Source organism: Caballeronia jiangsuensis (assembly GCF_046030135.1).
Classification (GTDB): Bacteria; Pseudomonadota; Gammaproteobacteria; order Burkholderiales; family Burkholderiaceae; genus Caballeronia; species Caballeronia jiangsuensis.
On record NZ_JAQQDB010000007.1, the window covers coordinates 40,415 to 55,596 of the forward strand.

Genomic DNA, 15,182 nt, shown 5'->3' on the forward strand with positions numbered 1-15,182 from the left:
ACTTTGCATCGGTATGATTCGTGATCGGGATATCCACACGGAAACACGATGAAAGTGAAGGAGAGCGCTCATGCCTAGCGTCGAGCAAGCACGACCGGCCACGCTCGTCGATTCTGTCTGGCGCGTGATGCTGCGGGTCGCATTCCCCCTCGCGCGCGCGTGGTGGAGCCTTCGACGGCCTCATCACGAAGGCGCGCTCGTCGCGATCTACGTCGGGCGGGCGCTTTTGCTCGTGAAGCCGTCGTATCGCCCGGAGTGGAATTTGCCGGGCGGCAGTGTCGATCCCGGTGAAACGCCCTATGCGGCGGCGCTGCGTGAAATCGACGAGGAGATCGGGCTCGCGTCCCATGCTCTGGTCCCTGCGGGCAGCGCCACCGGTATCTGGGACGGGCGCAGAGATACCGTGCATTTCTTCGAACTGAGACTCGACGCCTTGCCCGAGTTGCGGCTCGATAACCGCGAGATCGTCGCCGCGCATCTGGCATCGCCGGAGGAATTGCGCGGCATCGCGCTGACAGGGGCCGCCGCTGCGTACTGTTTCGCCGAAGCCGACGACTCCCGCAAAGTCACGACGCCCTAGCGCGGAGACGGCCGGACCGGCGCTTCTGTCATCATGTAGGGGCTTCAGCGAACCCAAGGGTGTCATGTCACATCTCGAACAAGAGAAAGCGAACGCCAGTGCGAACCATCTTGCGCGCGAGGGCGAAACCGGCGCGGACGGGCCGCACGGAAGCGAGGCGGGCGAGGAGTACGACGCGTCGGCGGTCGGCCGCACCGGGCCGCTGAACGAAGCGGCACTGCTTGGGCGCAAAACACCGCCGTGGCCGGATTCGGCGGCGGCCAATCCCGGCCACCACGCGCGCGCCGGCGCGCAAGGCACGGTGCGCGCGCTGGCCGGTTTGTTGTTCGGCCTCGCGTTGCTCGTCGCGGGCAATGGCCTGTTTCAGACGCTGATTCCCTTGCGTATTCTCCAGTCGGGCTATTCGACGTTCGTCACCGGTCTGATTCAGTCGAGCTATTACGCGGGCTTCATTCTGGGCGCCATGGTCAATCGGCGTCTTATCGATCGCATCGGTCAGCACCGGACATTCGTTGCGTTCTCGGCGGCTGCATCCATTCTCGCGCTCGCTTTCGGCGCGGCGCAGTCGCCCTGGATGCTGGGCGGCGTGCGCCTGCTCACGGGCGTCGCGTTCATGGGGCTTTATACCTCCGTCGAAAGCTGGCTCAACGGCACGGTCGAGAACGAGAAGCGCGGCCAGGTATTCGGTCTGTACGCGGGCATCAACTACCTCGCGGTAGGCAGCGGCCAGTTTCTGCTGAATGTCGGAGCGGGGACGGGGGCGCAGCAGTTCTCGATCAGCGCGGCGCTTTTTGCGGCGGCGGTGCTGCCGGTCACGCTGATGGAAGGCTGGCCCGCCAAGGTCGACGACGCGAATCTCGACCGTGTGCCTGCCCGAACCTGGGGCGAAAGCCTTCGCGAAATGATGGCGCTCGCACCGCTCGGCGTTCCGGGCTGCATTCTCGCCGGGTTCATCTACAGCAACTTCTATGCGCTGATGCCCGTCTATCTTCAGCGCTCCGGCTTCACGACGGAAGAACTCGCGACATTCATGGGCGTCGCGCTGATCGGCGCATTGCTGCCTCAGTATCCGATGGGGCGGCTCTCGGACCGCATCGACCGGCGGCGTCTCGTGCTATGGACGTCCTCGGTCTCGGCGATACTCAGCGTCGTCCTGTTCTGCTTCGATTTCCGCATCGTCACATGGTGCGCGACACTGGCTTATGTCGCTGTGACGTTCACGCAGTACGGGCTTATCGTGTCGCACGTGCAGGACCGCACGGAGTCGCACCTGCGTGTCGGCGTGTCCGCGATGTTGCTGGTGCTTTTTTCACTCGGAGGCATGACGGGGCCCACGCTGGCTTCCGCGCTGATGACGCTCATCGGGCCGAGAGGGCTGTTCCTGTTCAACGCGCTGTCGTGCATATTGCTCGCGCTCAGCGCGCGGCACGCGCTTCGGGTGTTCGCGCGGACGTCGACGGCCGGTACGGAGGCGGGCGAGAAATAGTTCCTCTTTTTTTGCGGCCGCGTGTCCATCGATACGCGGTTCGCGCGTCATCGTGATGGCAGCGCAAATTCGATGCGCCCGCCTCAACCCGTGACGGAGGCTCAAATGCAATACCTGTTGATGATCTATTCGCAAGAAGACCGCTGGAATCAGATGACCGACGCCGAGCGGCAGCAGGGCGTCGCCGCGTATCAGGCGTACACCGAATCGTTGAAGAAGGCGGAAGTGCTGGCGGGCGCCAACCGTTTGCAGCACACGAGCACGGCCACGACGGTGCGGCTCAGCGACGGCAAGCCGCAGGTGCTCGACGGACCGTATTCCGATTCCAAGGAACAGCTCGCCGGCTACTACCTGATCGACGTGCCCAATCTCGATGCGGCGATTGCGTGGGCGTCGCGCTGTCCCGGCGCGGCGCACGGCCTGATGGAAGTGCGCCCGGTGTGGACGGCCCCTTACGATGCGCCATCCGCCGCATGAGCCAGCCGTTGGGTGGCGCTGACGCTGGCGCTTCCACACGCGCGATTGCCGAGGCCGTCGCGCGCCGCAGTTACGGCAAGCTCGTCGCACTGCTGGCGATGCGCACACGCGATGTCGCCGCAGCCGAGGACGCGCTTGCCGACGCGTTCGCGGCCGCGCTCGCCGACTGGCCCGAGCGCGGTTGCCCCGCGAATCCCGAAGCGTGGCTGATGACGGTCGCGCGCCGGCGGGCGATCGACGGGGCGCGCCATCGCCGTGTCGGCGACGAAGTGACGAACCAGCTCGCCATCCTCGCCGACGAGATCGACGAGCGCGAAAAAGGCGCGCTCCCCGACCGGCGGCTCGCGCTGCTGTTCGCGTGCACGCATCCGGCGCTCGAAGCCGCGATTCGCACGCCGCTGATGTTGCAGATGGTGCTGGGCCTCGAAGCGAAGACGATCGCCTCGGCGTTCCTGATGTCGCCCGCTGCGATGAGCAAGCGCCTCGTGCGGGCGAAGCACAAGATCCGCGAGGCGGGCATTCCGTTCAGCGTGCCCGAGCGCGAGGAGTTGCCCGGCCGGCTCGCCGCGGTGCTGGAGGCCGTCTATGCGGCGTATGCGGAAGGCTGGACCGACCCGGCCGGCTGCGACAGCGGGCGGCGCGATCTCACCGGCGAGGCGCTTTTTCTTGCGCATCTGCTCGTCGAACTGTTGCCCGATGAACCGGAGACGCTCGGTCTGCTCGCGCTGATGCTGTATGCGCAGTCGCGTTGCGACGCGCGACGTGATGCGGCCGGCGACTATGTGCCGCTATCGGCGCAGGATCCGTCGACATGGAACGCGCCGATGATCGATGCCGCCGACGCGCTGCTGCGGCGCGCGAACACATTCGACGCAATCGGACGTTTTCAGCTCGAAGCCGCGCTGCAATCGGCGCATGTGCATCGCTGCCGGACGCATCGCCCGAACTGGGACGAGATCGTGCAACTCTACGATGCGCTGTTCGCGATCGCGGCGTCGCCGGTGGTCGCGGTGAACCGCGCGCTCGCGGTGGCGGAACGCGACGGTCCGCAGGCGGCGCTCGATGCGCTCGCGCCCTATGCCGGCGATCCGCGACTCGCCGACTATCAGCCGTACTGGGCCGCACGCGCCGATCTGCTCGCGCGTGCCGGCGCGTGGGCCGAAGCGCTCGCCGCTTACGATCTCGCGATCGGACTCGAGCGCGATCCGGCCGTGCGCCGGTTCCTGCAACGCAGGCGGGGCGAAGTGTCGTCGGATCGAAAGGCATGATCGGGCAATGAGGAAATGATCATTGCGGCCGCAAGTCTTTCACCCGCTCGAACGTCAGGATACCTACGCCTTCGCGGCCGTCCGTCCATGTTGACAGCACCCGGAAAAAGCACTCATAGTCCTTGCGGTGGAAACGAAGTGTGACGAGATCGCCGGCCGCATTGATCGGATAGCAACCCATCGAGGCATTCAATGAACGAAAAGGTCCTGATTTCCGGCGCCGGCGTGGCCGGTCTTGCGCTTGCTTACTGGCTCGATGCCGCCGGATTCGACGTCACGCTCGTCGAACGCTCGTCCGCGTTCCGGCGCGGTGGTCAGGCGGTCGACATCCGCGGCGTCGCGCTCGACGTGACCCGCGCGATGCATCTGCTCGATCGTGCCCAGGCGTTGCGAACGCGTCTGAAAGGCATGTCGATGCTCGACGCCGATGGCAACGAAATCGACCGCACCGAAGAACGCACCTACAGCGCGGGACGTCTCGACAGCGACGACATCGAAATTTTTCGGGACGATTTGTGCGAGCTGATCATGGGCTCGCTGAACGAACGCGTCGAGTTTCGGTACGGCGACAGCGTACGGACCATCGACGAAACGAGCGGCGGCGTCGATGTGTCGTTTGCCAATGGCGAGCAGCGCCGCTTCGATCTGCTGGTCGGCGCCGACGGCATTTATTCGAACATACGCAAGCTGCATTTCGATTGCGAAGAAGCGGTCGTGTTTCCGCTCGGGGTGATTCTCGCGCTCTTCTCGACGCCGAATCTCATCGATCTGCGCGACTGGCAGATCGGGCATCGCGTGGATGAATTCGGCTACGTGATCTACCCGAGCCTCGATCAGACGGAACTGCGCATCGGCGTTGGATTCGGCGCGCCGGAAGCGCCGGTCGCGCGCAACGACGTAAGCGCGCAGAAGCAGCTCGTCGCCGATCGATGCGCACATCTGGGCGGCGATTTCCCGCGCTTCATCGAAGCGATGCGCGGCACCGACGATTTCTATTTCAACGAACTCGCGCAAATCCACATGCCGTCGTGGTCGAAGGGGCGCGTCGTGCTGATCGGCGATGCGGCGCACTGCGCATCGCCGTTTTCGGGGCAGGGCACGAGCCTCGCGCTCGTCGGCGCATTCGTGCTCGCGCATGAATTGAAGCGCAATCGCGCGGATTTTGCTCGGGCGTTCGCCGCGTACGAAGAACGCATGCGGCCCTACGTGAAGCTGAATCAGGCGCTCGTCGATCTCGACAGAAAAGGACCGGTGCCGGATGAACAGCTAACCGAAGCAAAGAACGGCATCGATCTGAGCGATTTGCTTGAAACGACGCGTTGACGCTTCAATGCTGCTTCTGTAATCCCCGACGTTCGATTCGATTGCGCAACTGACCCGCGACGAACGCGCTGGTGGTCAAAGTCAGGTAAAGGGCGACGAGATCGTGACGCCATGCGTCCAGCGCAAGTTGATGGACGAGCAACGTCGGATCGGGGGCCGGGCGAAGCGCGTTCTTCGTTTCCGCGATGAGCGTCATCCGGATAAAGCCTCCCGCCGATAGCAACGGCAACAGCGCCGCGAACGCAAACAGCGCGAGCTTCATGCGCGATGCCAGCGGATGATGGCGCAAGCGAAACCATAATCCGAGGCATCCGTGTAACCAGCCGGGGGCGAGCAGCGCGAGTTGCAGACCTTGCGTGCCGCTCGTGAGCAGCATGACGACCACCCGCTCGTAGTTCGGCTCGAAGCCATAGAGCGCCGACGCGAGCCGCGTGGTTACCGCATGACGGATAAGCAACAGCGGCAAGCTGAGGCCTGCAAGAAGCCGGATCCATTCCGCGGCGGGCAGCGCCCAGTTGCGGCGGCCGTATATCGTGTGCAGTGCCAACGCGAAATGCGCGAAGGCGGCACCGTACAGTGCGATCGTTCCGGGTGCGCTGCGCCAGAGCCGCAGCGCGACTTCGAGCCCCCGTCCGGCGAGCTCCATTGACCAGAGCCCGAGCGCGTGATTGACGAGGTGCATCGAGAGATAAGTCAGCAGCACCATGCCCGTCCCGAATTGCAGGCGACGCAGAACAGCTTGCATCTGAAGCATCAACGCGCGCGTATGAATGACGTATCGCCGGAGCTTCGATGCGCAGCGCCGCAATACTGATTCGTCGCGCACTGTTGCAGCGTTTCGGCGAATCGCTCCAGCGCCGATACCGACCCGCATACGCTCCGATATTCCTCGTGGCCGATTCTGCCATCGAGAATGATCGTCAGCCCCGATGCGCGCGCCATGTCGATGATGTCCATTTCGATTCACCTTTCCGTGTGGCTTCATCTACAAGATCGTGCGCACGCGCCGGTTATTCCCCGGCGGGACGGATTCGGATGAAATAGCACGGTGGGGCGGCGTTCAAAACGCCCGGACATCGAGCCTACGCGTTGGCGCCGCCATCGACGGTCAATGTTGCGCCGGTGATGTAGCTCGCATTGGCGCTCGCAAGGAAAACCACGGCTTGCGCGATGTCCTCGCCTTTTCCGTAATCACCGGTGGCCGTCAGCGATTTCAGTGTCGGCCCGAACGGACCATCGACGGGATTCATGTCCGTATTGATGGAGCCAGGCTGCACCAGGTTCGCCGTGATCCCTTGCGGGCCGAGTTCTCTCGCGAGGCCCTGCGTGAACGCAACGAGCGCGGACTTGGACGCTGAGTAGACGCCGAGCATCGAGGCGGGCACGCGGTCGGCAAAATAGCTGCCGATAGAGACGATGCGTCCACCGGCCCCGAGATGAGGAATCGCGGCTTTAGCGGCGAGAATCGGTCCACGTACGTTCACGTCGAGCGTTGCGTCGATGTCTTCGATGGAAATGTCTTTGACATCGCCCATCCGAAGTATGCCGGCGTTGTTGATGAGAATATCGAGGCCACCGAGCGCTTCGACCGTCTTCTGCACGGACGCCTCAATCGCGGATGCATCGGCGCTATCGGCCTGAATCGCGATACCGCGGCGGCCCTCCGCTTCGATCGCCTTCACGACATGCGCCGCCTGCTCCGACGACTTTTCATACGTGATCGCGACATCCGCGCCGGCAAGCGCCAGAGCCTTCGCGATCGAAGCGCCGATACCGCGGCTTGCTCCGGTGACCAGAGCGCGTTTTCCTTGAAGCATCATGACAACCTCCATTACGTGTCGATGGATAGAGCGTTCAAACGGTTTGGTGAGTCAGGCGAAAAGCTGCTGAATTTCGGCGTACGGCAAGGGTTTGTCGTCGAGGGCTTCGGAACGGCCGTGCGCCAGAAAGTCGGCTGCCATCGCCTTCGTTCTGCCGAGCACGACTTGCGCGATGCCGCTGCCCGCGCTCAGCCGACGCACCCCGAGTTGTCCGAGCGTGGCCGCATCGGGCAGGCCGGGAAGCGCCATCACGTTCAGAGGCAACCGGATCGCGCCGACGATCGTCTCGATGTCCGACGGCCGCACGAGCGCCGGAAGGAAGAGACCATCCGCGCCGGCCGATGCGTAGAGATTGCCGCGAGCAATCGCCTCCTGCGGCTGTTTCGCTTGCTCGACGAGACTGGCAAGAAAGACGTCACTGCGCGCGTTGACGAAGAGGTCCACGCCGGCCTTCGCGACGGCACGCTTGATCGCCTCGATCTTCGCGGCCAGAAGCGGCGCAGCGTCCGGACCGTCTTCGATGTTGATGCCGGCAATGCCGAGATCGGCCAGTCGCATCACATGGTCCGCGACGGCTTCAGGCGTGTCGGCGTAGCCGTTTTCGACATCGACCGACAAGGGCACCTTCACAACACGCACGATGCGCCGCACCGAGGCGACGACTTCATCGAACGGAAGCGTGCGTCCATCGGGATAACCCAGCGACCACGCTAAGCCCGCGCTCGTCGTGGCGATGGCGGAAGCGCCCTGCGCCTCGATGAGACGGGCGCTGCCGGCATCCCACGCGTTCGGCAGACGAAGCGGTATCGACTGCTCGTGTAACTGCCGGAATGTGTTTGTGTTGGACATGACTGTTTCCTTGAGTCTCGAATGAATGGGAAGTATGGCGTTCGCCGGGCTCAGGCCGCTACCGCGGCTTTGCCTCCCGCGAACGATGCGATGCGGCGCGTCGCAACCTCGGAGACGAGAATCGCGATCACGACGGGAACGGCGGACAGATAGCCCAGGTTGTGACCGCCGACGATCGGAATCGCGGCAGCGCCCAGCGTGCCCGCGATGGATACGCCCACATAAGTCGCCGACGTATTGAGACCGACCAGCACCGCGGTCATCGGCGGGTTCAGGCTCGCGAGGCGGAACTGTTGCGGCACCAGGACGCCCCATGCACATGCACCCCAGATCGTCACCGCGATGGCCGCGCTCCAGAGGTGTGCGCTCGTGATCGGCATGGTGAAGATGACGAGTGCGACGATGGCCAGCTTGATCCGCACGACCTTGTGCGAACCGATCCGGTCGAGGATGCGTCCCGTCAGCAGGTTCGAGAACGTCCCGGCCAGTCCCCACAGCACCAGCAGTGCGCCGAGCACCGTGACGTTGTGGCCGGTCGCACGGTCGAACACGACGGAGAAGTAGCTGAAGATGATGAAGGTGCCGATCTGGGCCAGCACGGTCGTCGCGAGCGTCAGTCCTACGCGCGAATCGGTCAGCGGAGACAGACGTGCGCGAAGCGAGACGGCTGGCGGCAGCGGCACGTCGGGCAAAAACGCGAGGATGCCGGCGAAGGCCGCCGCACCGAGCGCGGCGACGAGAACCAGCGTCCAGTGCCAGCCCGCGAACCCGCCGATGACCGCGCCGATAGGCGAGCCGAGCGCGGTCGCGGTGGTCAGACCCGCCACGATGATCGACAACGCATATCCGCGGCGCTCAGGCGGCACGAGCGCCGCGCCGGTTCCGCTGGCCGCCGGCGAGAACATCGCCGCGCCAAGGCCCGCAAAGGCACGCGTAGCCAGTGCGATGCCGAGGTTCGGCGCCACGATGGTGCCGAGATTGGCCAGCACGAAAAGGCCGATGCCGGTGAGCAGCAGACGCTTGCGTCCGACGTTCGCGGCAAGCGCCGCGATGGTCGGGCCCAGCAGCGCGTAGCTGATTGCATAGACGCTGATCAACTGCCCCGCCGCACCGATGCTCACATCGAACGACTTGGCGATTTCGGGCAGGATGCCCGCGAAAACGAAGCTGTCGGTGCCCAGCGCGAACATGCCGAGCGAAAGTGTCAATAGGCGACGATCCATGTCAACCTCTCCTGAAGGATTGCGAATTGCGTTGCGTGACGAAACTATAGGGAAGCCAGCGGGATCGCACTACCGATCGGAAGTGGGAAGCTGTTCACCGTAAAGTGGCGAAGTGCTCGGTTGCTTTCCGACGACGTGCGAACGCGCGATAAGCCGGGCTAGTTCTTCGCGGCCATCTGTTGCTGCGGCGCATCCCATCCGCCGCCGAGCGCGCGGAAGGTTCTCACCGCGGCGCGTGCAACGTCCGCCTTCGTCGCGTCGAGATCGTCGCGCGATGCGAGCAGTTGCCGGTCGGCGTCGAGCACATCGGTGAGCGTGATCGAACCCGCGCGATACGCTTTCTCCGATAAGTCTCGCGTTCGCGTCAAGGCATCGACTTCCTGCTGAATCTCCTGTGCGCGAATCTCCGTTTGCGAGAGCGTCATGAACGCATCCTCGACGTCTTCGGTCGCCTTGAGCGCCGCCTCGCGATACTGCGCCAGCGCCTCCGCATAGGCGCCGCGCGCGCTTTTCACTTCGGCGTCCACCTTGCCGAAATCGAACAGACGCCAGCGCAGCGCGCCCGTGCCGATCGGCTGGAACGCCTTCGCGCTCAGTAGATGACTGGCCGAAGTGCTGTCGAATCCCAGCGCGCCGGCGAGCGAAATCTTCGGGTAGTACTCGGCAAGCGCCACGCCGATCCCTTCATTCGATGCCGCCAGATGCCGCTCCGCCGCGATGATGTCGGGGCGGCGCCGCAGGACATCGAGCGGGGTATCGGCGCTGCCGATCGCCGGTGCGTCGGGAATGGCGCCGGCGTGCGCGCCGAGTTCCGCCGCATAGGTGCCGGGCTGCGCGCCCAACAGCACATCGAGCCGATTCAACTGCGCTTCGAGCGATATCCGCAGGCTCGGCACGGTCGCGCGCGCCTGACGCAGCAGCGCTTCGGCCTGAGCCACCTCGCGTTCATCGGACGCGCCGGCCTGCTTGCGCGCTTTCACGAGCGCCAGCAGACGCGCGTCCGTGTCCACCTGATCCTGCGTGACGGCGAGGCGCGCCTGCAGACCCCGGATTTGCAGATAGGCGTCGGCGGCGTCGGCCGCGACCGACACACGCGTGCCGAGTTGAGCGGCTTCGGCGGCTTGTTCTTCTTCCGTGGCTGCCGCGTGCGCGCGTCGCAGGCCGCCCGCCAGATCGATTTCCCAGCTTGCCGTCGCGCCCGCGACATACTCTTTCTGATCGCGGCTGTAGTTCGGAAACGCACTCGCAAGCGTGCCGAGCGGACTCTGCACGCTCTGGTGCTGCGCCGAAAACGACGCGTTGGCATCGACGGTCGGAAGCAACTGCGCACCGGCCGCCTGCGCCGCCGCACGCGACTGCGCGACGCGCGCTATCGCAGCCTGAATGCTCAGGTTCTGAGCGAGCGCGCGTTGCACGACCTCGACCAGTTCCGGATCGTTGAAGCCGGTCCACCAGTTGTCGAGGCTCGGCGGGGGCAGCGTAGTTGGCCGCTCGGCGACGACCTGCGCGTTATGAAACGGCACCATATGCGTTTCGGGTTCGACGTAGTTCGGTCCGACTGCGCACGCCGCGAGAAACGCGCTGACGAACAGACTGCCCGCGATCGCTTTCGAAGTCCTGGCCAGGAGCGAGTTCATTTCACTTCTCCGCTATTGAGTTTGCGCGGCAAGGCACGCGTGCCGCGAATGCCGAGCTTGCGCACGAACGCATAGAACGCCGGTGTGAAGGCGAGGCCGAAGAGGGTCACGCCGAGCATGCCGAAGAAGACCGTCGTTCCGAGCGACTGCCGCATCTCCGAGCCCGCGCCATCGGCGATGGCAAGCGGCGCCACGCCGGCGATAAAGGCGAACGACGTCATCAGGATCGGCCGCAACCGGACATGAGCCGCGTGCGTGGCGGCGTCCTCCGCGCCGACGCCGTCTTCTTCCTGACGTTGCTTGGCGAACTCCACGATCAGAATCGCGTTCTTGGCCGCCAGTCCCACGAGCACCACGAAACCGATCTGCGCAAGAATGTCGATCGGCATGCCGCGCACATTCAGCCCGATCGATGCCGCGAGCAGACACATCGGCACGATCAGCACGATCGCGAGCGGCGTCTTCCAGCTTTCGTACTGCGCGGCCAGCACGAGGAACACGAACAGCGCGGAAGCGGCGAAGATCACGAGCGGCGACATGGTCTGCTCTTTCTGTTGATGAGCCAGGTCGGTCCATTCGTATGTGATGCCGTTCGGCAGCACCTGCTGCGCGAGCTGTTCCATGCGTTCGATCGCATCGCCCGACGAGAAGCCCGGGCCTGCCGCGCCCATGATTTCCGCCGCGGGATAGAGGTTGTAGCGCGGCACGCGATACGGCTGCGTGTCGTTGCGGAACGTCGCCACGCTGCTGATCGGCACCATGTCGCCCGACGCGTTGCGCACCTTGAGCCGTCCGATGTCTTCCGGCGTGCGGCGGAAGGCTTCATCGCCCTGAACGCGCACTTGATACGTGCGCCCCATGAAGTTGAAGTCGTTCACGTACTGCGAGCCGAGGTACAGCTCCATCGTCGAAAACACGTCCGTTGGCGTGAGTCCGATCTTTTCCGCCTTGAGGCGGTCGACGTCCGCATAGACCGACGGCGCGCCGGCGTTATAGAGCGTGAACACACCGCCGAAGGTCTTGTCCTTGTTGGCCGCCGCCACGAGCGCGTGCGCTGCGTCGGCGAGCGCTTGCGGGCCGAGTCCGCCGCGATCTTCGAGCATCAGCTTGAAGCCGCCCGCCGCGCCGAGCCCTTGCACCGGCGGCGGATTCACCACCACGACGACCGCGTCCTTGACCCCGGCGACGCGCTTGCGGAGTTCGACCAGCATCGAGGCCGCGCTGACGCCGGGCACATGCTTGCCGTACAGCGAAGGCAAGCCGTAGAAGAGCGTTCCGACATTCGGCGCGATGGTGCCGGTCGTAACGTCGAAGCCGGACACGGGCGACGTGTGCGTGACGCCCTTGAGCCCGGGTGCGTCGAGCACGATATCGTTGATCTCGCGAATCACCTTGTCGGTGCGCTCCAGACTGGAGCCGGGCGGAAGGAACGCGATCACCGCCTGATAGCCGATGTCCTGTTCCGGAATGAACCCCGTGGGCATTCTCGACATTTGCAGGCCGGTCGCCGCGATCAGGCCGGCATAGACGATCAGCATCACGGTCGTTGCGCGCACCGCGCGGCCCGTGATCTTTCCGTATCGGGACGACAGCCATTCGAACGACGCGTTGAAGCGGCCGAATACGGCATGATGCAGGCGGCCCAGCGCGGTCGAACCGCCGTGCGACTTCTCCATTTCGTGCGGCTTGAGCAGCACGGCGCAAAGAGCCGGGCTCAGCGTAAGCGACACGAAGCACGAGATGACGGTGGACGCCGCGATGGTGATCGCGAACTGCTTGAAGAACAGCCCCGAAATGCCGGACATCAGCGCGGTCGGCCCGAACACCGCGCACAAGGTCAGCGCGATGGCGATGATGGCGGTCGAGACTTCATTCATCGTCCGATGCGCGGCTTCGCGTGGCGTCATGCCGAGCGCCATGTTGCGCTCCACGTTCTCGACCACGACGATCGCATCGTCGACGACGATCCCGACGGCCAGCACCAGTCCGAACAAGGAGAGATTGTTGATCGACGCGCCGAACAGCGACAGGATGGCGAACGTCCCGACCAGCGACACCGGGATCGCCACCACGGGAATGATCGTCGCGCGCCAGTTCTGCAGGAACAGATAGACCACGCCGACCACCAGCAGAATCGCGATGCCGATCGTCTTGGCGACTTCGTGGATCGATTGCGAGACGAACGTGGTCGGATCGTAGATCCTGATGTAGTCGACGCCGGGAGGAAAGCTCTTTTTCAGCTCGGCCATCTTGGCCCAGACGTCGTGCTCGACCTGCACGACGTTCGCGTCCGGCGTCGCGATCACGAACCACGGCGTGGCCGCATAGCGGTCGGCATACGCCTTCGAGCCGTAGTCCACCGAGCCGAGTTCGACGCGGCCGATATCGCGAATGCGCGTGACGCGTCCTTGCGCATCCGACTTCACGATTACGTCGCCGAACTGCTCGGCGGTGCTGAGACGGCCCAGCGCCTCGATGTTGATCTGATAGGCGCCCGTGCCGCTGTTCGATACCGGCGGCTGATTCAGCACGCCCGCCGATACGGCCGCGTTCTGCGCGCGAAGTGCGGCGAGGATCTCGCCCGCGCTGATGTGATATGAAGCGGCCTTGTCGGGATCGATCCAGATTCGCATCGCGTACTGCCGCTCGCCGAATAACTGGAAGTCCGACACGCCGGGCAAGCGCGCAATCTGGTCGCGAACCTTGAGCATATAGTTCGACAGATACTCGGGACTTCGCGAACCATCCGGCGAATAGACATGAACGCCGAGCAGCAGCGCCTGAATCGTTTTCTTCACCTGCACGCCCTGCAATTGCACGTCGGCGGGCAGGCGCGAGAGCGTGTCTTCCACCCGGCTGCGCGTGAGCAGAAGGGCAGTGTCCGGATTCGTGCCGACCTTGAAGATCACCGTGATCGTCAATTGACCATTGCTCGTCGACTGGCTCGAGATGTAATCCATGTTCTCGACGCCGTTGATGGACTGCTCGAGCGGCGTGGCGACCGTGCGCGCGATCGTATCGGCCGATGCGCCGGGATACGACGTCGTGATTTGAATCGTCGTCGGCACGATGTTCGGATACTGAGCCACCGGCAGCTTGATCATGGTCGCGAGACCGATCAGCAAGACGAATATGTTGAGCACCGCGGCAAAGCGCGGATGCTCGATGAAGAAGTGAGTCAGCTTCATGATTTGGCTCCTTCGGCCACTTGCTCCGCCGAGAACTCGATGCTTCCCGCGCGCGGTGAAATCTTCGAACCGGGATGAACGGACGGAATGCCGTCGATCACGACGCGGTCGGTCGGCGCAAGCCCGGAGCGGATCACCCGCAGCCCGCCGCGAAGATCACCGATCTGTACTTTTCTCGGCTTGGCAACGTTCTCCGCATCGACGACATACACGATGTGGTCCGTCTGATCGTCGAGCACGGCGGCATCGGGCACGAGCAGCGCCGGTTGCGGCGCGGTCGTGGCGAGGCGGACGCGAGCGAAGCCGCCGGGCGTCAACGACAGATCGCGATTCGAGATCGTCGCGCGCGCATGGATCGTCCCGCTCGAACGGTCGAGCGTGTTGTCGATGAAATCGAGCGTGCCGACGCGCGTGAATCCGCTGTCGCCGGTGGGCGAGATGTTCACGGCATCGGCCAGCGGTCCTTGCCGGCTGCCGCGCGAACGCTGGAACGCGGCGTAGTCGTTTTCGCTGATGTCGAAATCCAGGTAGATCGGATCGAGCGAAACGATGGTGGCGAGCAATGTCGTCGGCCCGCTGCCGGCGCGGCTGCCGGACACCAGATTGCCCTTCGACACGAGATGCGTGCCGATACGCCCGGTGAAAGGCGCCGTGATCCTGCAGCGATCCAGATCGAAGCGTGCGTCGCGCACCAGCGCGTTCGCGTTGTCCACCGCCGCCTGCGCCGCGCGCTGCTCGGCCACGCGCTGATCGACGTTCTCGACGGTTCCCGCTTCCGCGCGTTGCAGTTCCTGCGCGCGGGCGAGCTGACGCGTCGCGAGCGCGAGCCGGGCGTTGGCGGATTCGAGCTCGGCCGTCGCGCCGCTCAGCTTGATCCGATACGGTTCCGGATCGATCTCGAAGAGCGGATCGCCCTGATGAACGATGTCGCCGTCCTTGAAGTAGATTTGCGTCAGCGTGCCGCCCACCTGCGCACGCAGTTCCACGCGATTCACGGCTGAAAACTGGCCGAGAAACCCGAGCCGGCCTTCTATATCGCGCTGCAACGGCGCGCTAATCGTCACCGACGGCGGCGGTGGCGCGGCAGCCGGCGCGGCACCGGAGCCGTGCAGATGGAACGCCGTCGCGGCCACGGCGACGATCATCAGGCCGGCCACACCTTTGCCGATCCATCGAACCGGACCGGGGTTCGCCGCGATGTCCGGAGCGTCGACTCCCATCTCGGCCTGATCAATTTGATTATCCATGGCAATCCTAAGTGTGTTTGATGGCTAGGCGATGTCGAGGCGTATCCAGAGCGACAGCGATAGCGATCTGAAGGAGGCAGCGGC

General features: G+C 64.4%; 14 protein-coding genes. 5 read left to right on the plus strand and 9 right to left on the minus strand.

Annotation, left to right across the window (positions count from 1 at the left end; translation table 11 throughout):
- The first annotated feature begins 70 nt into the window (after window positions 1-70).
- The 4 genes from PQR08_RS09280 to PQR08_RS09295 all read left to right on the plus strand — a co-directional run bounded on the left by PQR08_RS09280 (window position 71) and on the right by PQR08_RS09295 (window position 3,811).
- The gene (locus PQR08_RS09280) at window positions 71-580 is read left to right on the plus strand and encodes an NUDIX domain-containing protein (protein WP_408161264.1); all 510 of its coding nucleotides are present in this window, start codon (window positions 71-73) and stop codon (window positions 578-580) included.
- A gap of 64 nt (window positions 581-644) precedes the next feature.
- Entirely contained in the window at window positions 645-2,066 is a 1,422-nt protein-coding gene (locus PQR08_RS09285) for an MFS transporter (RefSeq protein WP_250487276.1), read from the plus strand.
- A gap of 105 nt (window positions 2,067-2,171) precedes the next feature.
- Entirely contained in the window at window positions 2,172-2,543 is a 372-nt protein-coding gene (locus PQR08_RS09290; RefSeq protein ID WP_250487277.1) for a YciI family protein, read from the plus strand.
- The gene (locus tag PQR08_RS09295) at window positions 2,540-3,811 is read left to right on the plus strand and encodes an RNA polymerase sigma factor (protein WP_250487278.1); all 1,272 of its coding nucleotides are present in this window, start codon (window positions 2,540-2,542) and stop codon (window positions 3,809-3,811) included. Before PQR08_RS09290 ends, PQR08_RS09295 begins: the two co-directional genes overlap by 4 nt.
- A gap of 19 nt (window positions 3,812-3,830) precedes the next feature.
- On the opposite strand, the gene PQR08_RS09300 is transcribed toward PQR08_RS09295, so the two are convergent.
- Entirely contained in the window at window positions 3,831-4,004 is a 174-nt protein-coding gene (locus PQR08_RS09300; protein WP_250487279.1) for a hypothetical protein, read from the minus strand.
- Here PQR08_RS09300 and PQR08_RS09305 point away from each other — a divergent pair.
- A complete protein-coding gene (locus tag PQR08_RS09305; protein WP_250487280.1) occupies window positions 4,004-5,134 on the plus strand; it encodes an FAD-dependent monooxygenase in 1,131 nt (376 codons plus the stop codon). The two genes, PQR08_RS09300 and PQR08_RS09305, sit on opposite strands and share 1 nt — an antisense overlap.
- A gap of 4 nt (window positions 5,135-5,138) precedes the next feature.
- Here the strand turns inward: PQR08_RS09305 and PQR08_RS09310 are convergent, their stop codons facing one another.
- The 8 genes from PQR08_RS09310 to PQR08_RS09345 form a co-directional block, all read right to left on the minus strand.
- On the minus strand, window positions 5,139-5,879 hold the full coding sequence (locus PQR08_RS09310; protein WP_250487420.1) for a hypothetical protein: 741 nt from the start codon (window positions 5,877-5,879) through the stop codon (window positions 5,139-5,141).
- An 8-nt stretch (window positions 5,880-5,887) separates the two neighbouring features.
- Window positions 5,888-6,091 (minus strand): hypothetical protein, encoded by a 204-nt coding sequence (locus PQR08_RS09315; RefSeq protein WP_250487281.1) that lies wholly within the window; start codon window positions 6,089-6,091, stop codon window positions 5,888-5,890.
- Between the two features lie 125 nt (window positions 6,092-6,216).
- Window positions 6,217-6,954, minus strand: a complete 738-nt coding sequence (locus tag PQR08_RS09320) for an SDR family NAD(P)-dependent oxidoreductase (RefSeq protein WP_250487282.1) — start codon at window positions 6,952-6,954, stop codon at window positions 6,217-6,219.
- 51 nt (window positions 6,955-7,005) lie between these two features.
- Window positions 7,006-7,803, minus strand: a complete 798-nt coding sequence (locus tag PQR08_RS09325) for an isocitrate lyase/PEP mutase family protein (RefSeq protein WP_250487283.1) — start codon at window positions 7,801-7,803, stop codon at window positions 7,006-7,008.
- A gap of 50 nt (window positions 7,804-7,853) precedes the next feature.
- Entirely contained in the window at window positions 7,854-9,026 is a 1,173-nt protein-coding gene (locus PQR08_RS09330) for an MFS transporter (protein WP_250487284.1), read from the minus strand.
- A 158-nt stretch (window positions 9,027-9,184) separates the two neighbouring features.
- Window positions 9,185-10,663 (minus strand): efflux transporter outer membrane subunit, encoded by a 1,479-nt coding sequence (locus tag PQR08_RS09335; protein WP_250487285.1) that lies wholly within the window; start codon window positions 10,661-10,663, stop codon window positions 9,185-9,187.
- On the minus strand, window positions 10,660-13,851 hold the full coding sequence (locus PQR08_RS09340) for an efflux RND transporter permease subunit (RefSeq protein WP_250487286.1): 3,192 nt from the start codon (window positions 13,849-13,851) through the stop codon (window positions 10,660-10,662). The genes PQR08_RS09335 and PQR08_RS09340 overlap by 4 nt, the downstream gene beginning before the upstream one ends.
- The gene (locus tag PQR08_RS09345; RefSeq protein ID WP_250487287.1) at window positions 13,848-15,098 is read right to left on the minus strand and encodes an efflux RND transporter periplasmic adaptor subunit; all 1,251 of its coding nucleotides are present in this window, start codon (window positions 15,096-15,098) and stop codon (window positions 13,848-13,850) included. Before PQR08_RS09345 ends, PQR08_RS09340 begins: the two co-directional genes overlap by 4 nt.
- Between the last annotated feature and the right edge of the window lie 84 nt (window positions 15,099-15,182).